This is a genomic window from Hymenobacter aranciens, assembly GCF_030580865.1.
GTDB lineage: Bacteria > Bacteroidota > Bacteroidia > Cytophagales > Hymenobacteraceae > Hymenobacter > Hymenobacter aranciens.
Genome location: NZ_JAUQSY010000001.1, coordinates 396,920 through 421,538 on the forward strand (window position 1 = coordinate 396,920; position 24,619 = coordinate 421,538).

Here is a 24,619-nt window from a genome sequence, read left to right on the forward strand (position 1 = left end):
CGCGTGCGCCCGGTGGCGGCGCCGGAAGCCGGGGGCAGCCTGTTTTTGGCGGGGTAGCTCAGGCCGGTCGTTGGGGCCGGTGGGCGGTTTCGGGCATCGTGAGCAGCACCGGCAGCACCAGCAGGGCCACGCCGGCAATCATGGCGCCGGGCACCAGCGGCCAGCCGGTGTGCGCTATCAGCAGCTCGGCCACGAAGGGCGTAAGGCCCCCGAAGATGGCCGTGGCCGCCGTGGCCCCCAGCGCCAGCCCGCTCAGCCGCCCCTCGCCGGGGAATTGCTCGGCCGTGGCCGCCGCGCCCACGGCACTCACGCCGCCGGCCACGGCGGCCAGCACCACGGCCCCCAGCAGGGCCTGCCCCGCACTGCCGCCCCGCATCAACGAAAACAAGGTGATGGGCAGCAGCGCGCCTGCCCCCGCCAGCACGGCCAGCACCAGCCGCCGCCCCAGCTTATCGGACAGCCAGCCCACCACCGGCGTTACCAGTATAACGACGATGGCCGCCACCGTGGACAGCCCCAGCGCCTCGGCCTCGCCGCGCTGCCCCGTGGTGGCCAGGAAGGTGGGCACGTAGGTGATGCCCACGTAGTACGTAATGGACCCCAGCGCCGAGATGGCAAACGTGCGCCCAATGGCCGCCCGGTGGTGCCGCAGGGTGTAGCCCAGCGGGGCCGTGGGCACGGTGCCCTCGGCCAGCTGCCGCTCGAAGTCGGGCGACTCGCCCATGGTGGAGCGGGCCAGCCACACGCCCCCCGCCAAGGCTGCGCCCAGCAGGAACGGCAGCCGCCAGCCCCAGCTTTCCACGCTGGGAGTGGGCAGCCAGTACACCAGCGCCGCGCACACGCCCACCGCCAGCAGGGCGCCCACCTCGCTGGCCGCCGCCGCCAGCGAGGTGATGAGGCCGCGCCGCTCGGGCGGGGCCCCTTCCAATAGGTAAGCCACCACGCCGGTGTACTCGCCGCCCACCGAGAAAGCCATGAGGCAGCGCAAAGCCAGCAGCAGCCAGCCGGCCGCCGCGCCCCACTGGGCATAGGTGGGCAGCAGGGCCGTGGCCAGCATGGCGGCCGTCATCACGGCCATGCTCAGCAGCATCATGCGCCGCCGTCCCTGCCGGTCGCCGATGTGCCCGAACACCACCGCTCCCAGCGGCCGCAGCAGGTATGATACCGCAAACCCCGCCAGCGCCGTGAGCAGCCCCCCGGCCCCCGGCCCGAAGAACACCCGCGACAGCACCGAGGCGAAGTACAGGCAGAGGGTGAAGTCGTACCACTCCACCACGGTGGAGGCGGCGGCGATGACCATCGAGGCGCGGGAGAGGGTGGGGGAGGACATGATATAGCGCAGTAGCGCGAACTTTGTAGTTCGCGTCCCCGCGCCGGCTCAACGATGCTACCGGCGTGGGGACGCGAACTACAAAGTTCGCGCTACTGCGCGCTACATTCGTCCGTGCCCACCGCCCTGCCCCTGCGCCCCTGGCCCCTGCGCCTGCTCGATGCCCTGCTTTACAGCAGCACCTGGCTGGCCCTGGCCGCCGCCGCCCAGACGTGGGTAACGCTACGGCACTTCGGCCCGCTGCTGCCCGCTGCCCAGCGCCTCGTGCTGCTGGTGCTGGCCGCCACCCTGCTGGTGTACAACCTCGATGCGGCCCTGCCCTTCAAGCACGGGCAGCCCGCCGGCACCTCGGCCCGCAAGGCCTGGCAGCAGCGCCACCGCCGCCTGCTGGCCGGGCTGGCCGCCGGCGCCGCCGTGGGGGGCGGCGCCCTCTTTCTCTGGGACAATTGGTGGCAGTTTGTGCCCCAGTTGCTGCCCCTGGCCGGGCTGGCGCTGCTCTACTCCTGGCCCTTGGCCAGGTGGCGGGGCCGCCCCCGGGCCCTGCGCGACGTGCCGCTGCTCAAGGTGTTCCTTATTGCCGGGGTGTGGACGATGGTAACGGCCGGGCTGCCCACGCTGCTGCTGCACCAGCCCATTGGGGCGGTGGCCGGGCTGCTGGGGCAGCGCTTCTGCCTGGTGCTGGCCCTGGCCATCGTATTCGACATTCGGGACTACTCGCGCGACCGCCGGGCTGGCACCCGCACCTTTCCCGGCTGGCTGGGCGTGGCCGGGGCGCGGGGGGTGGCGCTGGGTTTTCTGGTGCTGTCGGCCGGGTTGGGGCTGGCCTGGGGCGCCCCGGTCCGGGTGCTGCTGCTCACGGTGCCGGCGGCGGCGGCCGTCATCCTGCTGGCCGAGGAATCGCGAGGCGACTACTTCTTTGCCCTGGTGACGGACGGCGTGCTGCTGCTGCCCGTGCTGGGCTACGTGCTGTAGCGCGCACCCCACCCCCGACCCCTCCCCTTCGGGAGAGGGGAGCCTTACGACCTGTAAGGGCTTTGGTTCATATCCACGCATGGCCGGCTCCCCTCTCCCGAAGGGGAGGGGTCGGGGGTGGGGTTACGCCGTCAGGTCACGCAGGGCCGGCCCGATGTGCGCCACCAAATCCCCCGCCACCAGCCCGGCCTCGCCGGTCGTCTGCACGGCCAGGTCGGCGGCGTGGCCGTGGGCCAGCACGGCCAGGCGCACGGCGGGCAAGGGGGCCAGGCGCTGGTCGGCACGCAAGGCCAGCAGCAGGCCGGTGAGTACATCGCCGCTGCCGCCGCTGGCCATGCCCGGGTTGCCGGTGGTGTTGAAGTACAGCTGGCCGTCGCGGTCGGCCACGGCGGTGTAGGCACCCTTAAGCACCACAATGCACCGGTGCTCCCGTGCAAAGGTGCGCAACAGCTCCAGGCGGTGGTAGTCGTCGCGGGCCTTCTCCGTCAGGCGCGCAAACTCGCCCACGTGGGGCGTGAGTACCGTGTCCGGCGGCAGCAGCTTCAGCAGGGTGCGGTGGCTGCCCAGCAGGTTCAGCGCATCGGCGTCGAGCACCAGGGGCACCTTCGCCGTGCGCAGCAACTGGCGCAGCACGGCCAGGCTGGCCGCGTCCTGCCCCAGCCCCGGCCCGATACCCACCGCCTGGTACGGCGCCAGGTCGGGCAGCTCGGTGATGTAGTCGGCGTGCTTGTCGGGCAGGCACATGGCCTCGGGCCGGGTGGTCTGCAGAATGTCGTAGCCGCCGCCCGGCACGGCCACCGTCAGCAGCCCCACGCCACCGCGCAGGCAGGCCCCGGCGGCCAGCACGGCGGCGCCCATCTTGCCCTGGCTGCCCGCCAGCAGCAGCGCGTGGCCGAAGGTGTTCTTGTAAGCAAACTTGTCGCGCCGGGGCAGGCTGACATCATATAACAACCTTGGCGGATTGGTTATAATGGTGGTTTCCTGCGGCAGCCGGGTGAGGTGCCAGGGCGTATCGGCCTGCTCGATGAAGGCGGTGCTCAGGCCGATGTCCTCCACCGTCCACTCCCCCACGAAGGCGGCGTTCTGGGGCAGCAGCATCGCCAGCTTCGGCAAGCCAAAGGTGACGGTGTGGGTGGCCCGCACCACCGGGCTGTCGGCTGGCTGCGGCTGGTCGGCAAAGAGGCCGCTGGGCAGGTCGATGGCCAGCACCGGGGCGTGGGCCTCGTTCAGCCACTGCACCACGGCGGCGGCGGCGCCCGTCAGCGGCCGGCTCAGGCCGGTGCCAAACAGGGCGTCAACCACCACCGTGCCTTTGGTGATGGGGAGCAGGTTGGCGGGGTCGAGCACGGCCACGGGTACGGCCCGGGGCAGGCGCTGGCGGTTGTGCTGCCAGTCGGTCGAGTGCTTGTCGGCCGGCAGCAGCGCCACCCGCACCCGGAAGTTAGCCTCTTGCAACAGGCGGGCCAGGGCCAGGCCGTCGCCGCCGTTGTTGCCCGGCCCGCAGAGCAGCAGGATTTCGGGTATTTCGCCGTAGCCATATTGCTCATAAAACCAGGCAGACAGCGCCTGGGCCGCCCGCTCCATCAGCTCGACTGAGGTGATGCCTTGCTCCTGCATGGTGGCCTGGTCGAGGTCGCGGGTCTGGGCGGCGGAAAGGATTTTCATGATAAACGGCGGTGAGCTTCGGCTGGCACAAGTAAGCACCCGCTATACGCAAGCGGCCAAAACTGTTTTTGCCGCATTCGCGTTTCTAACCGTCACCCCTTGCCTGCTTCGGCAAGCTAAAACTTCCCCATATTTATGCAAACCTGGAACGACGTCATTCGCCTCGCCAACAATCCGCCCACCCCGCCCCGCCGCGTCGAGAAAACCAACGCCGAGTGGAAGGCCGAGCTCACCCCCCAGCAGTACCATGTCACCCGCGAGCACGGCACCGAGCGCGCCTTCACCGGCGAGTACTGCGAGGCCCACGAGGCCGGCCTCTACGCCTGCGTGTGCTGCGGCACCCCGCTCTACGACTCGCGCACCAAGTTCGAGAGCGGCACCGGCTGGCCCAGCTTCACCCAGCCCGTGGAGGACGACGTGCTGAAATACAAGAAAGACACCAGCTACGGCATGGTGCGCGTGGAGGTGCTCTGCAACGTGTGCGATGCCCACCAAGGCCACGTCTTTCCCGACGGACCCGCCCCCAGCGGCCTGCGTTTGTGTATCAACTCGGCCAGTATCAAGCTGGTGGGGGAGGGGCAGCAGGAGCCGGCGTAGCGCCGGGCCTGGGCGGTAGCCCGAATAATAAAGAACGTCATGCTGAGCAAAGCGAAGCATCTCGCTCGCGTAACTAATCCTGACGATTGGGATTACTACCACTGGCGAGATGCTTCACGGCGTTCAGCATGACGTTCTTGTTTTCTTGTTGGCCTTACGTTCTGCTTTCCTGCCGTTCTTTGCGCCCCCATTCTTCCCACCCATCTCCATTTTCCCACCCGCCATGTCCCTTCTCTTCAACGATTTTGCTTCCTGGCAAGCCCATTGCGCCGCTACCGGCGAACCGCTTTACCAGCCCGTGCTGGCTTACGAAATTGAGCAGAAGGGCCGCACCGAAGAGGAAATCTGGACCGGCCTGCAGCGCGCCTACGACGTGATGCGCGATGCCGTGAAAGAAGGCCTGACCGGCAACATGACCTCCCGCTCGGGCATGATTAACAACGGCGCCAAGAAGATTGCCGCCTCGCCCGTCACCGTCCTCTCGCCCGAGTTCAAGCAGCTCATTACCCGCGCCCTTGGGGCTAAGGAAGTGAACTCCTGCATGGGCCGGGTGGTGGCCGCGCCCACGGCCGGGGCCTCGGGCATCCTGCCCGGCGTGCTCGTCACCATCCAGGACTTGCACGGTCTGTCGGACCGCCAGATTCTGGAAGGCCTGCTGGTAGCAGCCGGCATCGCCCTCATCATCGAGCAGAACGCCTCGCTGGCCGGGGCCGTGGGCGGCTGCCAGGCCGAAACCGGCTCGGCCGCTGCCATGGGCAGCGGGGCCATCGTGTACTGCCTCGGCGGCCCGGTGGAACAGGTGTTAGCGGCCGTGGCTATCACCATCCAGTGCATGCTGGGGCTGGTGTGCGACCCCGTGGCCGGGCTGGTCGAAGTGCCCTGCGTGGTGCGCAATGCCTCGGCCGCCGCCATCGCCTTCAGCTCGGCCCAGATTGCCATTGCCGGGGTGGACCCCGTCATCCCCGTCGACCAGTGCGTGGCCGCCCTCGGCGAGGTGGGCCAGAGCATGGAAACCCGCTACAAGGAAACCGCCCTCGGCGGCTTGGCGAATACGAAGCGCGGCCGCGAAATTGAGAAAATGGTGCTGGTGCAGGACGTGAACATCCTGCCCGACGAGGAGTAGCAGAAAGGCAGCATTCAGACCGAAGTGGTCGGGCGAATTCCGCGCAGCGGTTCGTCCGGCCACTTTTCGTTTGGGTCTTTTGATGTCAGGTACTGGGTGTTTGAATTTCGTATGCCACCTAACACTGCCGGGCTATAGCTGCCCCAACTGTCAGCCACAAAAAAAGCCCCCCGGTTTGCACCGGGGGGCTTTGGCGTTCGGCGTGCCGAAGAAGTTTACTTCTTCACCACTTTCACGTGCTGCAGCTGGCCGTCGAGGGTCAGGTGGAGCAGGTACATGCCTACGGGCAGGCGTTCGAGGTCGTTAATCGTCACCTGGCTCTGACCGGCCGGCAGGGCCAGCGTCTGGGTCAGGATGGTGCGGCCGGTGGCGTCGGTCACCGTCAGCAGCGTGGCGGGCGAGGCCGTGCGGGTCTGCACGTTCAGCATTAGCTGCGCGCTGAAGGGGTTGGGCATGGCCGTGAGGCTGGTGCCGTCGAGTTTGCCGAAGTCCACGGTGCGCACGGGCGAGAAGCTGGCCTTGCCGTCGAGGTCAACCTGACGCAGACGGTAGTAGCGCAGGCCGGTTTTGCCGGCTTCCACGTCGTTGTAAACGTAGCTGCGGGGAGAGTTCGAGTTAGCCGAGGCGGGCTCGACGAACTGCAGCTTGCGGAACGAGCTGCCGTTGGTGCTCACCTGCACTTCGAAGCCGGCATTGTTCTTCTCGGTAGCCGTATTCCAGTTCAGGATGGCGTTGCCACCGTTGCGCACGGCCTCGAAGCGGGTCAGCTCCACGGGCAGCGGCTTGGTGTTGTCCTGAACGGCGAAGGGCGAGAAGGTCGTGATGTTCGAACGGCTCAGCGTGTAGGGGTCGCTGCCAGCAGCGGCCGCGTAGCACGTGTAGCACTGGCCATTCCAGGCACCGTTTTCGTAGTGCACGATGGCGGCGCTGGTGCGGTTGAAGGAGCGTTCGTCGGCCGCGTTCCACTGCAGGGTCAGCGTAGCGTTCGAGCCCCCGGCAGTGCCTTCGGCAATGTCCCAGGTTTTGCCCACCACACCGGTGGTCATCGACGTGCCCGTGCCTTGCAGGCTGATGCCGTCCTTCACCGAGCCCACGAAGTAATCGAGGTCGCCTGTGTTGGTCAGCGTAGCCGGGGTATAGGTCGTCGTCGTGCCAATGGGGAAGGTGGCGCTGGCGCGGCCCGTCGGGCCCACGTTGTTGATGCGCACATGGCCGGCGAGGTTGGCGTTGGTCACCACGTAGTGGCTGGTGCCGGCACCCACGAAGCTACCCGTAGTGCTGTTCAGCTGCAGCTCGTGGCCGTTGCTGTCCAGCATGCCGTTGGTCAGGTCGAAGTTGTTGTTCACAACCACGTCACCGCCCAGCGACTTGGCCGTAGCGCCGCTGCCGCTGATGGCTACGTTGTAGTACGTGCCCGAGCCGATGGCTTGCGCCGTGGCACCCGAGAAGCTGGTCATGGTGCCTGTGCCGGCCGTGAACGAAGCCACGCCCGCCGTTACAAAGTTGCCTTTGATGTCGAGCATTGTGCCGCTGTTCGCGGTGGTCAGCGTACCCGTGCCCTGGATGGTCAGGTTGCGTACTGGAGCCGTGCCCGAGGTAATGGTCGGGTAGTTGGCCAGGCCCGTCGGGATGACGGCGTCGATAGTAGCCGACGGCACGCAGGTGGTCCAGTTGCCGGCGTTGTACCAGTTGGTGGTGCTGCCCGAAGCGGCGGCGCCGGTCCAGGTGGTCGTGTTCGTGGTCGTCACCGTCACGTCGTTGCTGGTCGAGCAGCTCACGCTGGCGTAGGTAGCCGTCACGCGGTATACCGAAACGGCATTATCTGCGGGCGATACCGTCAGGCTGGCCGTGTTGGTCGTGGCTGGCAGCGGGCCGGGGCCGCTCACGAGCGTCCAGGCGTAGGTGGCAGCTTCCGAGAAGTTGCCGGTTACCCGCACGTTGTCGATAATCCAATACCAGTCGTAGCTGCCGATGTAGTTGAAACGAATCTTCACGTTAGCCTGACCATTTACGGCTGCTGGCAGCGCCAGCGTCGTCGTAGCCGTGGCAGCCGAAGCCCCCGAAGTAGTGCCAACTGCTGTGCTGGTGAAGCTGCCGCCGGGTACCAGTGTCCAGCTGCTGCCACCGTCAATCGAATATTCTACGTCGGCTTTAGTATCCGTAGGCGAACGCATAAGCTGGTCGAATGTGAGGCTGAGGCCGGATGCATTCAGTGTGCTGAAGCTGGCCGATACCAAGCGCGTATCCGTCGTGCTACCCGAGCCACCAGCGTCTGAGTTGGCAAAGACGAACGGCGTACCATCGGCCCCGTTGAAGTTCGTCAGGTAGGTGCTGGACGTGAACGGTGGCGTTTGCAGGGCCCAGTTAGTAACGGCTGTAGCGCCGCTGGCGTTATCAACCGTGAAGCTGCCCAAGCCGGCATTAAAGTTCTCCGAGAACAACACTTTGTTGCTTACGACGTTGTTCGGCACAGCGGCCGTCAGCGTCGTGCTGGTGTTGTTGCAGATAGTCGGCGAAGCAGGCGTGACAACCGGCGTGGGCGGAGCCACGTTGGTTACCGTCACCACGTTCGACGTTACTACGTTGGCATCGCAGCTGGTCAGCACGCGGAAATAGGTCGTTTGCGTCAGGGCCGCAGCCGGGGTGTATGTAGCCGAGGTAGCGCCCGCGATGTTCGTGAAGCCCGTCGTGGCACTCGTCGTCGACTGCTGGTACTGGATGGTACCGTTGGTCGAGCCGGTGAGCGTCAGAGTAGGCGTGCCGCTGGTGCAGAACGAGCTAATCGAGGAAGCCAGCGTGCCGGCCGTCGGGGCGATTACGTTCACCGTAATCGTGCGTATCGCCTGGCAGCTGCCGGCGCCGGCGGTGCTGTTGCTGGCCGTCAGGGTGTAGATATAAGTACCTACCGTCGTCGGAGCCGTGATGGTGGCAGCCAGCGCGGTGCTGTTGTAGGTCACATCCGAAGCCTGGGCCGGAGCCGTGGCCGAGTACGTGAACGTGTTGTAGTACGCATCAGCCGTGCCCGTTACGGCTACCGGCGCGCCCTGGCACACCGTTACCGGCGTGCTGGGCGTGATGGTTACGCTCGGGGCGGGGGTCACCGTTACTGGTACTGCCGTCCGCAAGCCTTCGCAGGATGTGCTAACTACAAAGTTATAGAAGTAGAAGATGTAGCTCGTAGTGGCAGGGTCCCAGTACGCCGAATTCACTGACAACGCACCACTGGGCGAGTTGTAAGGGTACGAGATACCGGTGGTCTCGTAAACGAGATTAGAGATACCAGAGTAAGCCTTTAGCAACAGACGGTAATTAGTACCGGTAGGCACGGGGAAATTGAGAGGCACTACTACCGGGGTAGTGGCACCTGTTCCCGTTACGCTGATGTTGCCTGTTTCAGCCAGTTGAACACCGGCATTGTTGTAAAGGGCAATATTTACCGTGCCAGTACCAGTTGGGTAGATAGTGGTCGATTGCAGCGTGAAGCTGCTGTTAGCAGTGAACTGCATACCCCACCCATTAGCAATGATATTACTGGGGCTGGTAGGTGCCGGCTTACCACCAACTTCAGTTGCTCCCGAAACGGCGGCTACGTAGTAGTTGGTCGTGCCTGCCGCCAGGGCTGGCGTCGTGTAAGTGTACGTGTTGCCTGCTACCGAAGTCGGCGTCAGCTCCGTGCCACCGGTAGCAGCCGAGTAGAAGCGGATAGCCGACTGGCTGCTCGTTTTCGTGGCCGTGATGGTCGTCGTGTTGCCTTCGCACACCGTCGACGGCGAGGCCGAAGCCGTTACCGGCTGCGGGTTGTCTACCGTGAACGTGCTCAAGTTCGAATTAGCCACGTTGCTGTTGCAACGCACCTGCACGCGGTAGGCTACCACGCCCGGCGTGGCCGTGGCGGTGTAGGTCGTGCCATTGGCCACCGGGCTCACATCTGTGAAGGTGGTGCCGTTGGTCGACTGCTGCCAGTAGATGGTGCCATTGGCCGTGCCGGCCACGGTCAGTACCTGCGTCTGGCCCTGGCAGAGGCTCACCGCGGCGGGCGATACCGTGCCAGCCACCGGAGCAGCTACCGTACGCGTCACCGTCAGTACGTCGTTGCCGGTGCTGCCGTCACCCGATACGTTGGTCGTAATCGTGAAGACATAGTCACCGTAAGCCGTCATGTCTACCGTGCCGGGGATGGTTACCGGCAGCGTGCCGCCGTTACCGGCAATGGTGCCGGTGAGGGTGGCCGTGAACGGCCCAACCGTGCCGCTGGGCGTCAGTACCGATACCGAAACGGTAGCCGGCGTGATGGTGCTTAGGTTGGTGCTGGCAAAGCCAGTGTTGCGGATAGTTACCGACAGCGGTTCAGCCGAGCTGAAGCAGGTCTGACCACTGGGCACCGGGCTTACCAGTACGGCAGGCTCGATGTCGTAAGGTGCAGGCGTAAACTCGTAGGCACCGGGGTCGGTGGGCGAGTTGCGGGTAGCCAGCGTGATGTCGTTCGGTACGCGGGGCAGCAACGGTGCAATGCCGTCGATGCCGGCGTTGGTGGTCGGCTTCAGGTTGCCGGTAGCCGCGTTAGCAAACAGCGGGTCAACTGCCACACTGTTGGCATCGAGGCCGGAGTTAGTCTGCCACAGCGCCAGCGTGGTGCGGGCTGTGCCGTTGTAGCCGGTGTAATAGTTGGTGGCGGTGCCGCTACCCATTACATACAGGTCGTTGTAGTCCGACACGGCAGCCGTAGCAGCTGCCGCAGTGGAGAAGTACAGGCCGTACTGGCTGCCAGTGCTGGTGCGGGTTACTTTGAAGATGTTATTCTTCAGTTCTATACCGGCAGCGTTACCCGACTGGTAATAGCCATAGGTAATCCCGCTGGAGCTGGTCGTGTAGTCGCTGCTTACCGAGTTGTGGTAGAAGCGCTGGTACGCGTAGGCCGAGAAGTTATAGAAGCCTGCTACCGTGCCCGCGCTTTGCAGGTTGTACACAACGTTGTTCACGTAGTCGTTCGGAGCAGCAGCCGTGGCCGATGCTGCGATGTACACGCCGTAAGCGGCAGAAGAGTTGGTCAGCACGGCCGCGTAGGGGTCGTGAATCCGGTTGCGCTCTACGGCAGCGCCGGAGTTACCGGTCGTCATGTAGATACCATTGAACGTGGTAACGGTGGTGGCAGTCGGGCGACTGATGTCGTTGCCAAGAATCTGCGGTGCGTTCTGGTAGGTTGAGTAGATACCATACGTGTAGAAGTCGCGCACGGTATTGTTCAGAATCTGGTTGCCAACAGCTGTCGTAGCCGTGGGGCCAGACATGCTGATACCATAGTAGCCACCGCTGATGGTATTGCCCGAGATAACAGTGTTGGCAGCAGCGTCGCCGCTGCTCGTCATACTGGTCAGGCTGTTGCTGATAGCAATACCGCCAGTAGTGGTGCTCGATACGTTGGCCGGCGCACTCACCACGTTGTTCGTAATCGAGTTATTGTTCGACTGACCACTCAGGATAACCCCAGCGCCATAAGTGGTGCCGGTGGGGTTAATCACGAAGTTGTTCAGGGTGGTGTAGTCAGCCCCCGTGAATGCTACCACCGCAATGTTGGTGCTGGTGGGCGCGAAGGTCAGGGTTTGGCCATTGCCATTGAATGCAACCGTGTTGGTAGCGCTGGTGCCAGCAATAGTTGGCAACAGCACTTGCTCGGTGTAAGCGCCGTTCGATACGGCGAAGGTAACCGCACCATTTACCCCGTAAGCGGCCAGCGACGAAGCGGCGGCGTTTACGGTCGGAGTGCTGGTGTTCATGAAGGCCACGAAGTTGGTGTTGCTAGCTGCCGCTGCCTTGTTGATGGTGTAAGCACCCACCAGCGTCGTGCGGAAGCTCAGTGTCTGCGTATCGTTGGTCGGGTCTTCGTCGGTGCTGCCGTTGGGCAGGCTGCTCGTCACCACCAGGGTGTTGATATCCTGCGCCAGCGTGGGTGAGCCCAGGGCCAGCGGTGTGGTAGCGTTGGGAGCTACCGACAAGCCCGTGAAGCTTTGCGTTACCGGCGAGCCACCGTTGAGGGTGTACGTCAGGCTTACGCTCGTCAGCGGCACGTTGCCCAGGTTGCGAACCGTTGCCGTTACGGGGAGGCTACCGGCATTCACCGGGAAAGTGATACCGTTGATAGTTACCACGGTCACATCTGTGCCAGCCGGACGACCGTCGAACTCATCGGCCCCGATGTCGGGGTTCGAGCCGCCGCCGTTGGTGCTGCCTGCCGGACCCGGCCGGGTATCGTTGTCGTAGTCGGTCGTGAAGCCTGCGATGGCTACGCCACGCGACTCCAGCGGAGCCGAGCGCACGTTCGTCACGTAGTACGGACCAACGTGCAGGTTGGCGGTTGCCGGGTCTACGAACAGGTTGCTCGACGTTACGCTGCTCGTCGTCGAGCTGAGCGAGTTGGGAGCGCCCCCAGAAATGCTCTGGTAGCTGCTCATGCTATACACGGTGCCGTTGTAGCTTACTACTTTGCTGGCATCTACCGTAATGAGATAGTTGTTGTCGGCAGTAGTGGCAGTCCAGCCCGTCGTCGAGCTTACCAGCAGGGCCACGTGAGCCGCGCCGCCACCGGTGCGTTCGTTGTAGAACACGTTGTTGCGCAGCATCAGGGGGCTGGTGCTGCTACGCTGGAAGGCGTAGGAGTTGTTAACCGTGCCCGTTACGGCGCCGTTCACATACACCGAGTTGTAGTAGAAGTTGTTGGTGCCGGTGCCAGCGCTGGCGTTCTCGATACCCGACACGCGGCTTTCGCCCGCCGTGTTGGCGCCCATGCTTACCATGTTGTTGGCGTAGGTGGCCGCGCCACCATTAATACGGATACCTACTGCTAGGCCCGAAGTGCCGCCAGTGGGGGTGAGGCTTGTATTAGCCACATTATACACCCGGTTGCGCTCTACCAAAGTAGCCGTACCCGTCGAATTTACCCCCGTAATGAAGATACCATTGGCGCGGGTGCTTGCGGTAGTCGTGCTGTTGACGATGTTGTACACCGTGTTGTTCGAAACGGTGTTGCCAGCCGTGGCAGCCGAGACGTAGATACCCGAGAGGGCCAGGTCGCTGGTGCTGCTCGAAGCCGTTGTGGTCAGGTTAGCTACCGTGTTGCCGGTGATAGTGTTGGTGCCGGCGCTCGAGAAAATACCCACGTTGAAGTCGCCTCCCGTGCTGGTCATTTTCACCCGGTTTACCACGTTGTTGGTTATTGCTACCGTACCGGTTGCCGTGTTGTAGATGGAGTACGTGTCGTAGTTCGTGCGCACCGTATCGCTGCTCACGCCACCGGTCAGGGCCATACCAATGCGGTTGCCGCTGATAGTGCCACTGCCGGTACCCGTAAACGAGATGCCGTAATTGGTGGAACTACCGGTATTGGCGATGTTAGCCAGCACGTTGTTGGTAATGGTGTGCGTGCTGCTGGCCACCGACGGAATTGCGATACCAATGAAGGCCGCAGAAGACGTCAGTGCCGCACCGCCACGGGTGGCATTGGCACCGCCAATGCTGTTGCCCGTTACGGTGTGCGCCGAGCCCGTCACCAGTTGTACGGCCGTTAGCGCCGTGGTACGGGTGGCCGTCTGGTAGAAGCTGTTGCCCGAAATCGTCCAGTTGTTGCCGTTGCCGGCAGCCGGCACAATCACCCCACCGCTAGTCCAGTCGTAGATGCGGTTGTTGCTGATGGTGATGCCGCTGTTGGTGCCGGTACCAGTGCCCGTTACCGATACAGAGTACACGGCATTGGCGTGGGTGGCGCCACCGGTAGTGCTGAGGCCGCGGATGTCGTTGTCGGTAACGTTGTTATTGTCGTTACCGGTCGACGTTACCGCCGTCGAACTGTTGTAGAACAGCACCGTGCCGCTGCTGGTCGAGGTGTTGCCACTCTCAATTACCGAACGGGTGATGGTGTTGCTCACAGCATCGTTGAGGAACGTGAAGGTGGGGCTAGCCACCGTGTTCAGGTTCTGGAAGCGGAAGTAACGGCTGGCGCCCCCGTCGAAGGTCACGTTGTCGGCACCGTTCAGGCGAATCATGCCGGCGTTGAAGCCTGGGCCGCTGATGAGCAGCTCGCTCGTTACCGAGGCATCGGGCCGGATAGTGATGCTGTAGTTGCTGCCCGTGGCTTGCGCCAGCTGGTTCAGAGCGATGTTGCCGGGCTCCGTCAGGTTGGAGGTTACGTTCACCACGATGTTGCTCTGGGCAATACCGCCGTTCAGCGCGTTGAACAAGCCGGCGGGGCCGGTCAGGTTCGGGTACGGCTGACCGGTGCCCACCGTGTAGGTGCTGGCCAGCACCGGTACGATGAGGTAAGAGTCGTAGCCCGTGGGCAGGTTGGCCGTAGCCAGGTTCACCGTAGTGGGGATGCTGCTGGGCGGGAAGTTGCCATGGCCTACCCCAACGTTGGCCGGAGCCACGCGGTCTTGCGCCACGATGAAGTAGTCGATGGTTTCGCCACCCGTTACGCCCGTGCCGCCATTCAGCAGCGAATAATCCACGTTGAAGCTGTAGGTATAAACCGGCGGCGTCGTGGCAGAAGTATTCGTGAGCGTGCCCACTACGTATTTCCAGCCGTCGGTAGCACTGGTGTTACCGGTGATGACGTTGCCATCGGTGCGGCGACGGAAATATAGACGGGGCGGGAAGGTCGATACGTTCACGTTCACGTTATCGGTGATGGTGATGCCCGACAGCGTGGTCGAGGGAGCAGCGGCCTGGTTGGGGAACGCCGTGAACGTGATAGTGGGGGGCAGCAGGTCGGCCACCAGGAAGGTGCCTTCGTCGGCCCCGATGTCGGGGGCCGTGCCACCACCACCGGCCGGGTAGCCGGGGTTGCCCTGGCGAATGTCGCCTTCGTAGTCAGTCGTGATACCGGCAATGTTGATACCACCGCTTTCCACCTGCGTGGGGTTGGTGGGGTCAATGTGCAGGAAGTTGGCATCCGAGCCCGTCGTCGAGATGAAGTTCGGGAATTCCGTGCCCGAGTTGGCTTCCCGGGGGCTGCCCATGTAGGCTTTGAAGTCAGCAATCGTCTGCTTCGTGTTGGTCAGCGAAGTAGTGCCCTGGGCATACAGCAGGGTGTTGGCCGAAGCCCCACCCGCGTAGTACAGGTTGCGGTCGTTGGTCGTAACGGGCGCATTGGTTACCGAAATCGTGGTGCCGCGGCGGTAGGCTACCGTTGCGTACGTGCCGTTGGGCGACGAGGCGTTCACGAAGATGTTGTTGCGCAGGTTCACCGGGGCATCGGTCGAGATGAAAATGCCCGAGGTGCCGAAGTTCGCACCAGCACTGAAAGCCGCGAGGTACACCGAGTTGAACGAGATGTTGGTAACCGAGCTCGTCGACGAGTTCGACACCAGCATGCCGTTGATGGCCGAAGCGCCGGTTGCGTTCGGTGCCGTCAGGTTGCCGACCAAGTTGTTGTACACGTTCACCGTGTTGGCAATCGAACCGCCAATGCTCAGGCCATTTACCGTTACCCCGGCGTTGTCGCCCGACAGGTCGTAAATCTTGTTGCGGTAAATGTTCACCGTGCTGGCTGCGCTCGTTGAGGTAATCGAGACGCCGTTCACGTTGGCCGCCCCGGTAGTCGAGAGGCCGCTGATGTTGTTCAGGAAGATGTCGCCACCAGCTGCTGCGTTACCCGTAACAATAGTGTTCGGGCCGATGAGAACGCCGGACAGCGCCCCACCACCCGTGCTCGTGAAGCCGGCAATCGTGTTGTTGTTGACGCGCGAAGTGGTAGCACCGTAGGCGTAGTTGATGGCGGAGCCGCCACCGCTACCCGTTGCCAGGTTCGTGAACGTGTTATTCGTAATCGTAATCTTCTGGCTGGCCGAAGTGCCCATGAAAACACCCGTCAGCGTGGACGTGCCAGCTACTGCAATGTTCGTGAACGTGTTCTGGTCAACCGTGATATCGCCAGCCGCGCTGGCGTAGTTGTAATAGCCAAACAGGCCGGCGCCCGTACCCGAGCCGTTGATGTTCTGGAACGTGTTGTTGCTAACCGTCGTCGCGCCAGCAGTCGTGCTGTTGTTGTTTATCAGATAGCTGTTGCTGTTCCAGTTGAAGTAAGCAATACCGTTAGCTGGCCCGAAGGTGTTGTTGCTGATGGTATGCGAGATGCCCGTTGCCGCCGCGTTGTTCACCGCGCCGGTGTTGTACAGCATGTACGTGGCACCGGTGGTCCGATACGAGTTGACGTCGTTCGTGAACAGGTTGTTGCTGTTCATCGTAGCGCCACCCGTAATGGCTGCGGTGTTGTATACGCCATATACTGCGCCGGACAGCGTGCCCGTGCCAGCAAAGGTGTCAGACCCGTTGATATTGTTGGTATTGAAGCTGGCGGCCGTAGCGCCGGTGCCGCTCACGGCGCCGGTGTTATACACCCCGTAGAAACCGCCGGTGTAGCTGCTGGCGCTATACGAGGTAGGCGTGTTCGACACCGTGTTTTGGTTCATGGCCAGCGTGCTGCTGGTGCCACTCACTGCGGCAGCGTTGTACACGCCGTAGAACTGGGCTCCGTAGGAGTTCGTGCTTACGTTGAACGTCGAAGCATTCGACACCGTGTTCTCGTTCATGGTCAGGCCGTTCACGGCCGTACCAGTGCTGGTATTAAACACCCCGTTCACATTCTGGCCAAAGCCGCTGTTGCCGGTGAGAGCATTGAATGCTACCGAAACATTGTTGTTGTTCAGCGCCAGCGTGTTCGAGGCAGCACCCGTGTTGGATACGCCGTTGAAGCTGGCCGTGCCGAAGCCGCCGCCCGCCGTCGCCGAGGGCGAAAGGGTTACGATGTTGTTGTTCAGCGTCAGGCTGCCAGCCGTTGCCGTGGCGGCGCCGGTGTTGTACACGCCGTAGGTGCCAGCGTTATAGCTGCCGGCAGCCGTATTAGCTCCGGCAATCGTGACAGTGTTGCCGTTGAGGGCTACCGAGCCGGTAGCGGCAGCGTTCCACACGCCATAGCTCACGTAGCCGGTCTGGTCCGAAGCCGAGTTGCTGGTGATGCTCAGCACCACCGTGTTTCCCGACATTATTACCGAGTTGGCAGCGGCACCGGCGGCAGCGTTATACACACCGTAGATGGGGTTGTTGCTGCCTTGGCTCAGGGTCACGTTGTTGTTGCTCAGTACGGCGTTGGTAGCCGTGCTGGCGCCCTGGAACACTCCGTAGATGGCGCCGGTAGCGGCGCTGCCGCCACCCGCCGTGTTATTCACGATGTTGTTGTTCAGTAGCGCGCCCGACTGGTAGATGGCGTAGATGCCATAGCTGCTGGCCGTGCTGCCAAAGTTGTTCACCGTGTTGCCCGTCGTAGCACCAGCCGTGCCGCCGAAGTCGTTGTTCAGGTCGTAGAAAGCCGGCGTGTTCGAGCCATTGAAGACGATACCGCTGGTTACGTTGCTGATGATGTTGTTGTAGAACTTATTGCCCGAATTCGCGCCAGCTACGCTGGTCGGAGCGGCTACGGCTACCCCGGCTGCCGTGGTCGTAGCACCGAAGATGCCGGTGCTGTTCACATTGGCTTTGCTCAGGGTAATGTTGCAATTCTGCACCGTGTTGTTCTGGGCACCATTGGTCACTGAAGCCCGGTACAGCGCAATGCCGTATTCGAGGCTGGTCAGGCCCGAGGGCTGCGTGATGTCAAGCCCCGAGAACACGAAGTAGTCGCCCCCGGCCACGGCCAGGGCCGCGTCGTTGGTGCCGCTAGTGCCGGTTACCTGCAGGATGGGGTTGGCGCCGGCACCAGCCGGGTCGCGCTGGAACGTAATCGGGAAGCCCGCAATACCCGTCGTGATGATAACCGGAACGCTGGTTTCATTGAAGGTCTGGCTGCGCGATACGTTGAAGATGACCGGACCCGTGTTAGGCGACGGCGTGTAGGCCGCCGTGTTGATGCCGCGAGCGTTTAGGTCGTTGATAGCTGCCGTGAAGCTGGTGTAGTTACGAGCTCCGCTGCCGCTTTGGTTGATGGTGTAGGTGCCCTGCATGGGGCCCTCGATGCTCAGGTAGCCAGCGGCGCCGCTCAGCGTAATGGCGGGTGTGCTGCTGCCGGTGTAAGGCGTGCCGCCAATGGTTACCGACGAGAAAGCCGACGTAATCTGGTCGCCCGAGGTAGCCGTACCGGCAATATCATATACCAGGAAGAAGTAATTGCTGCCCAGGTCGAGGAGTTGGCTGCCCGTGAAGTTAATCGAGGTGCCGCTTACTGTGCCCGTGGCTACGAGCGTAGCCGAGGCCAGGGAATACGAGCTGGTGTTGCTGCGATACAAGCGGGCGGCTGCAATGTCAGCTACATTACTCGTGCCGGTCAGGTCAACGGTAACGGCAGTCAGGTTGGGTTGAGCGCCCGAGCCCGCCGTGGTTACGGTCAGGCTGGCGGCTACCTGATTGGTAGCACTAGCCCCCGTGTTGGCCGTAGTCTGCGTGTAGGTGAGACTGCTTACGGTAACCGGAACCGACGGCGTGAAGGTGCCTTCGTCGGCCCCGAGGTCGGGCGTAGTCGCATTGCGGGTGTCGCCGTCGAAGTCGGTCGTGTAAGTTGCAATGGCAGCGCCGCCGCTTTCTACCTGCGTAGGCACGGACGGGTTGATGTGCAGGAAAGAGCTGCTGCTGCCCGTGGTGCTGGCGAAGGGCGGGTTTTCCGTCACCGAAGCCTGGTCGCGGGTTGCCATGAACGCCTTATAGGTATCGAGGCGCTGATGCGGGTTGGTGGCCGACGTTGTGCCTTCTACATACAGCAAGTTGGTGCTCGAGGGAGCGCCAGCGTAGAACAGGTTGTTGTTCGAGGCTGCTTGGTAGTTAGCGGGTACAGTGCCATTCGTGCCGCTCACGCGGCGCAGGGCGGCGGTGTAGCCACCCGTGCCAATGGCCGTCGAGGTATTGACGATGATGTTGTTGCGGAGCGTCAGGTTCGGACCGGTGGCGAAATAGATGCCCGAGGTACCGAACGTAGCGGCGCTGCTGCTGGCGTTCAGGTAAATGGTGTTGTAGTACGCATTCACCGTCGTGCTGGCGACCATGTTGATACCCGTTACAGCCAGCAGGCTCGTGGCGGCCGGAGCCGTCAGGGTGCCAATGAGGTTGTTGTGCAGGTTTACCGTGGTGCCAGCCGTGAGGTAAATACCAGCTACTACCGACCCGGCTGCCGTGCCCGACAAACCGTAAATCTTGTTCTGGTAGATGCTGGTGGTCGTGGCCGAGTTATTAATGCCATATACGTTGCTGCCACCGCTGCTCACCAGGTTGCCCACGGTGTTCTGGAACACCGACCCGATGTTGCTGTTCGAGACGATACCGGTCAGGGCAGCGCCACCGTTGAAGCCGGTGATAGTGTTGCCGCTGATTACGGATGCTGCGGCACCCAACGTAGCGTTGATGCCAATGCCTGCGCCCGTACCAGCCGTCAGGTTAGTAAACGTGTTGTTGGTGATGTTCATCACCTGGGTAGCTGCGGTGCTCTGCTGTACGCCAATCAGGCCGGCCGAACCGGCCAGTGTGATGTTGTTGAGTGTATTACCGTTGAAGGTGAACGCACCGGGCGAAGAAGGGGAGCCGTTATCGTAATAGCCGACGAAGCTACCGTTGCCCGTGCTGGTTAGATTACGGAAGTTGTTGTTACTAACCGTAATAGCGCTGGCGGTAGCATTGTTGTTGAAAATCAGATACGAAGCGCTGCCCGTGTTAAACGTAGCCGTGCCGGTGGCCGGGCCACCCGTATTGCTGCTGATAGTCAGCGGGCCTTGTATCACGCCGGTGTTGTACAGTAGGTTAACAGCAGCCGTCGTTACGTAGGTGTTGCCAGTGGCAGTCAGTACGTTGTTGTTGCTCATCGAAGCACTGCCGGCTCCGGATGCACCAACGGCACCGGTATTGTACACGCCATTGAAGGAGCCCGACAGCACCCCGGTGCTGGTCAGGCTGCTCACCGCGTTGATGGTGTTGCCATTGAAGGCGGCGGCCGTAGCGCTATTGCTGCTCACTGCACCAGTGTTATACACACCGAAAAAGCTCGTCGTAATGCTTTGCGTTGAGGTCACCGTTGGCGAGTTCGAGACGGTGTTCGAGTTCATCGCCAGGGCACCCGTTACCGCGCTGACGTTGCCTACACCATAGTAGCTGCCGCCATAGCCACTACCCGTTGTCGAGCTTGTGGGAGTATTGGCTACCGTGTTCGAGCTCATGGTCAGGGCGCCGGCTACGGTGCTGGCGTTATATACGCCGTACACCGAATTGCCCGAGCCAGCCGTGCCGCCTACCGTGTGTACGATAGTGACGTTGTTGCTGCTCAGCGTAGCGGCGGCCGAGGCTGCGCCCGCGTTACCCACGCCATAGAACGGGCCACCGCTGCCGAAACCGCCAGCGGCCGAAGCCGTAGCGGTCAGGTTCACTATGTTGCCAGTCATAGTCAGGGCCCCACCCGAGATGGCCGTGGTGTTGTACACCCCATAGAAGCCCCCGTCGTAGCTGCCCGCACCCGTGTTGGCGGCCGTAGCCGTTACCGAGTTATTGGTGAGCGTTACCGTGCCGTTGGCTGCTGCGTTGTACACCCCGTAAAGTGAGGAGGCGTTTGTAGTAGCAAAGTTGTTGGCCAGCGACAGCGTTACGATGTTGTTGGTCAGCGATGCCGTGTTGGCCGCAGCCCCGGCCGCGAGGTTATACACCCCGTAGGCCAGGTTGGCGCTGCCTTGGCTCAACGTCACCGTGTTGTAGCTCATCGCCACGCTCGTCGCGGTGCTCGTGCCCTGGTACACCCCGTAGATGGGGCCAGCGGCCGCGCTGCCACCAGCGGCGTTGTTGATGGTGTTGTTGTTCAGCAGCGCGCCCGACTGGTAAATGGCATAGATGCCATACCCGCCGGCTGTGCCACCGAAGTTGGTAATGGTGTTGCCGGTGGTAGCACCAGCGGCAGCGGCACCACCCACGTCGTTGCCGGTATCGTAGTTGGCCGCAACGTTGACGCCGTTGAGGTAGATACCTGCGGCGACGTTGCTGATGGTGTTGCTGTAGAACTTATTGTTCGAGAAAGCACCGGCCGCGCTGCTCGTCGTTACGGCGGCACCAGTAACGGTAGTGGCGGCGCTGTAAATACCCGCGCTGCTGGCGTTAGCCGTGCTGAGGGTAATCGTGCAGTTCTGCACCGTGTTGTTCTGCGAGCCATCGGTGGCCGAGGCGCGGTAGAAGGCAATGCCATACTCCAGCGCCGACGAGCCCGTGGGCTGCGTGATGGTCAGGTTCGAGAACGTGAAGTAGTCGCCCCCGGCCACGGCCAGGGCCGCGTCGTTGGTGCCGCTAGTGCCGGTCACCTGCAGGATGGGGTTGGTGGCGCTACCAGCCGGGTCGCGGCGGAACGTAATCGGGAAGCCTGCAATACCCGTGCGGTTGATAGCCGGAACGCCGGTTTCGTTGAAGGTTTGACCACCGGCTACGTTAAACGTCACCGGCACGCCGCTGCCCGTCGTGTTGATGCCGCGGGCATTGAGGTCGGTGATGGCTGCCGTGAAGCTGGTGTAGTTAAGCGGGCCGCTGCCCGTCTGGTCGATGGTGTAAGGTCCGCTCATCGGGCCGGTCACGGTCAGGGCACCGGCTGCTCCGCTCAGGGTGGGCGTGTAGCTGGTGGTATTAATCGTGATGCTCGTGATGGCCGACGTAATTACGTCGCCGGGTGTTGCACCTGGCGCAATGTTGTAGGTCAGGTAATAGTAGTTGTTGCCGATAGCCAAGGTCGAGCCACCGGTTACCGTGATGGTGTAGGTGCCCGCCGGCGTGGCCGTGGTGGGAACCAGGGTAGCCGTAGCCAGTGAGAACGTATTCGACGAGCTCACGTAGAGCTGCACATTCTGAATATCGGCCACCGGCGTCGAGCCCAGGTCAACGGTCAGGCTGTTCAGCTTGGGAGCATTCACCTGGCCAGCCGTAACTATCGTCAGGGCCGCTACGGCCTGGTTGGTAGCCCCAGCCCCGGTAATGCCGGTGTACTGCGTGTAGGTCGGGGTGCCGGTTACGGTGATATAGGGAAGCGACGTGAAGTCACCTTCGTCGGCACCCAGGTCGGGGGCATAGCCACCGCCGTTGGTCTGGGCCACGCCGTTTACCGAATACGGGCCGGTGCCGGTGTAGGGGCCACGAGCGTCGCCGTCGTAGTCCGTCGTCACGCCGCTGATTACAACACCGCCGCTCTCTACGAAGGTGGCCGTGCCGGGGGCAATGTGCAGGAAGTTGGAAGCCGAGCCAGTGGTGCTGGCAAAGGGTACGTCTTCGGTGCGCGAGTTGGTTTCGCGCGGCGCAACGGCCGCTTGCATGGCCGCCAGGGTCTGGTACGAGTTCGTGCCGTCGTAGTAGAGCAGCCGGTTGGTACCCGGGGTACCGGCGAAGTATAGGTTGTTGTTGGAACTGCTGGAGTAACCAGCCAGAGCCGTGGCAGTACGGCGCAGTGCTACCGCGAGGCCGGTGCCATTCGGGGTCGATTTATTAACAACTATGTTGTTGATTAACGTCACCGTCGGCGTCGTGCTGGCCAAAAAGATGCCCGAAGTGCCAAAATTTGTACCTGAACTGCTCGCGTTCAGGTACACAGTGTTGTTGTAGATGTTACTAGCTGAGCCACCGTTCACCAGAATACCCGCTACAGCCGTCGCGCTGGATAGGTCTGGTGTGGTGATGCCACCGATGATGTTGTTGCTGGCGTTTACAGTCGTCCCGCTGTTGATAAACAAGCCGGATGCTGCCGGAGCGCTGGCATTGTAGGAGGTCAGGCCATATACCTTGTTCCGGCTGATATTGACAGTACTACCCGTTGTGTTGTAGATGCCATGCAACGGACCATATACTGAGCCTCCAGCGGTGCCCAGCGTAAGGTTACCCACAGTATTGTTGGCGATGTTTTTGACGCCGGTAGCCTGCGAATAGATGCCGTAAAAGTTATTGCCCGACGTGCCGGTACCACCTACAGAAATGCCAACAATAGTATTGTTAGTTACCGTTTCCGTTGCAACCGACGTGTAGCTGAAGTAAGGGTAGGTCAGAAGCCCCGTGCTGTTGGTGGTAAGCGTCTCGTTCGTAATAGTGTTGTTGTCAGTAACACTAGTAGCAGCAGTGGTGTAAATGGGGTAGTAACGAACAGTAGCTACTGCAATAGAGCTCGTGTTATTGGAAATAACGTTGGCGTTAGAACCCGCGCCTCCAATGTTCGCGGTGGTACCCGTAGCATAGATGGGAATAATAGAAACCCCAGAAAGCCCGGTTACCCCGAAGGTGTTATTCGAAATGGTGTTGCCCGTAATGTTGGCAGTGCCACTAGAGGTAGTGGTCAAGGAGTTGTATACTGCCCGGCTGAGTCCGAACAAATAGAAGTTGCTCGAAACGGAGTTGCCAGTAATCGAGTTGCCGGTGATATTCGAAGTCAGGCCAGTTGCACTGCTGAGGTCCTGAATAAACTGAACGTAGTAGGGGCTATTCGGAATATTCCAACCCGTAAAAGTATTGTTGGTAATATTGACCGTAGTGAGGGCGGTAGTACCTGCCTGCTTAATGCCAATATTGATGCCGCTACCAGAACCGGTAGAAGCAGTAGCAATAGTTACTGCATTCTGGCTGATTGTCAGCGCGCCTACCATGCCCGTGGGGTTCACTGCGCCAGTGCCAATGCCAGTCACGGCAGTAGAGGTGTTGCCGTTAGGGATGCTAACCGTGTTATTTACGATGCTCAGGCCTGCCTGATACTCGGCGTTGATGCCGTACACGGCCGTATTGCTACCGCCCAGGTTGGTCATGGTGTTGCCGTTGCCCGTGCCTGTGGCCCCAATTACGTTATTGGTGTCCATATTGGCAACGGTCGCCGTTGCACCTAATATGTTGACGCCCAAAAATGAGTTAGCAATCACGTTGCCACGGAAGGCGTTGTTGCTGTTTGCCCCAAACGAACTCGAAGCCGTGTACGCCGTACCTGTTGCGCCGGTAGCGGCGCTATAGATACCGATGGTGCTGGTGCTGGTCTTGTCAAGTGTGATAGTTGAGCCAGTCACTACAACGTTCTGGCTGCCATCGGTAGCCGATACCCGGAACAGGGCGTAGCCATACTCCACAGTGTTGCTGGCTGCCGTTACATTGATGTTGGTAAAGGTGACGTAGTCCGTACCAACTACCGATAGGATAGCGTCATTAGCGCCTGCCGTACCAATGCCGGTGATGACCGGATTGGCACCCGCGCCCGCCTTCTTAAAGACGACAGGCCTAGCGACTGTTGCCGGGTTAGTCGAAGCATTGTTGAGGGTGATTTGCCCGGCAGTAGCGCTGGCAAACGTTTCGGTGTAACCCGCCGCAATGTCAAACGTAACACCATTAGGGCCTACACCACCGGAGTTGAGGGCCGTGATGGCCGCTGCTACCGTAGCGTAGTCGCCCGGAATAGTCTTGGTGCCCGAAAGCTGGGCCCAGGCCCCGTTGCTGCCCAGCAGCAACGCGAGCAAAGCCACTGCCCGGGTAAGGTAGCGGCTTCGTGGAGTGGACAATGGTGGCGGTAGGGTGGTCCGCCTGAGTAAGGGTTGTTGCATGGAACTAATAAAGAAGGGTTAGGGAGTGATGTAACTGTAAGCGGGAAAAAAAGGAAAAGGGTGAAGAATGTCGTCTGAAGCAGCCGAAAAGGACCGAAAATAAGACCAGCGCCGTAAAAAACTAAGAACCAATCCCAAAACGGGACGGATTTCGGCGGCCTAAAGTTAATTAATGCAGGCTTAATATCCTAGTCAAAGAAGCTCGCCAAACAGATGTTCGTGTGGAAACACGCTGGCTGAAGGGATAAAAAAAATAGCATTTCATGCTACGCTCATTATCTGGCTGAGCAAAAGACGGCAAGTAAGCGGGATAAGCCTAATCGGTCCAAAAAAGTGCAACGGGGCTTCAGTCAATCTTTTTTATTGACCAGTGAGGGTTTTCCG

6 protein-coding genes are annotated in these 24,619 nt (G+C 61.7%); 3 read left to right on the forward strand and 3 right to left on the reverse strand.

The window, feature by feature from the left end; genetic code table 11:
• Positions 1 to 58 precede the first annotated feature (58 nt).
• Positions 59 to 1,330 carry an MFS transporter gene (locus tag Q5H93_RS01485; RefSeq protein WP_305004700.1) on the reverse strand — a complete coding sequence of 424 codons (1,272 nt, stop codon included), beginning with the start codon at positions 1,328 to 1,330 and terminating at the stop codon, positions 59 to 61.
• 114 nt (positions 1,331 to 1,444) lie between these two features.
• Between Q5H93_RS01485 and Q5H93_RS01490 the strand changes: the two genes are divergently transcribed.
• On the forward strand, positions 1,445 to 2,302 hold the full coding sequence (locus tag Q5H93_RS01490; protein WP_305004701.1) for a UbiA prenyltransferase family protein: 858 nt from the start codon (positions 1,445 to 1,447) through the stop codon (positions 2,300 to 2,302).
• Between the two features lie 123 nt (positions 2,303 to 2,425).
• Here Q5H93_RS01490 and Q5H93_RS01495 read toward each other — a convergent pair whose 3' ends face one another.
• A complete protein-coding gene (locus Q5H93_RS01495) occupies positions 2,426 to 3,967 on the reverse strand; it encodes an NAD(P)H-hydrate dehydratase (protein ID WP_305004702.1) in 1,542 nt (513 codons plus the stop codon).
• 135 nt (positions 3,968 to 4,102) lie between these two features.
• On the opposite strand from Q5H93_RS01495, the gene msrB reads away from it, so the two are divergent.
• Together msrB and sdaAA are read left to right on the forward strand one after the other, a co-directional pair.
• Positions 4,103 to 4,564, forward strand: coding sequence for a peptide-methionine (R)-S-oxide reductase MsrB (msrB, locus tag Q5H93_RS01500; RefSeq protein ID WP_305004703.1), 462 nt, complete (start codon positions 4,103 to 4,105; stop codon positions 4,562 to 4,564).
• Positions 4,565 to 4,787: 223 nt separating this feature from the next.
• Entirely contained in the window at positions 4,788 to 5,687 is a 900-nt protein-coding gene (sdaAA, locus tag Q5H93_RS01505) for an L-serine ammonia-lyase, iron-sulfur-dependent, subunit alpha (protein ID WP_305004704.1), read from the forward strand.
• Positions 5,688 to 5,902: 215 nt separating this feature from the next.
• Here sdaAA and Q5H93_RS01510 read toward each other — a convergent pair whose 3' ends face one another.
• Entirely contained in the window at positions 5,903 to 24,193 is an 18,291-nt protein-coding gene (locus Q5H93_RS01510; protein ID WP_305004705.1) for an Ig-like domain-containing protein, read from the reverse strand.
• Between the last annotated feature and the right edge of the window lie 426 nt (positions 24,194 to 24,619).

Bases quoted from the DNA above. Each gene is read 5' to 3' on its own strand.
- Q5H93_RS01485 (WP_305004700.1), bottom strand. From the start codon at position 1,330: ATGTCCTCCCCCACCCTCTCCCGCGCCTCGATGGTCATCGCCGCCGCC.
- Q5H93_RS01495 (WP_305004702.1), bottom strand. From the start codon at position 3,967: ATGAAAATCCTTTCCGCCGCCCAGACCCGCGACCTCGACCAGGCCACC.
- msrB (WP_305004703.1), top strand. From the start codon at position 4,103: ATGCAAACCTGGAACGACGTCATTCGCCTCGCCAACAATCCGCCCACC.
- sdaAA (WP_305004704.1), top strand. From the start codon at position 4,788: ATGTCCCTTCTCTTCAACGATTTTGCTTCCTGGCAAGCCCATTGCGCC.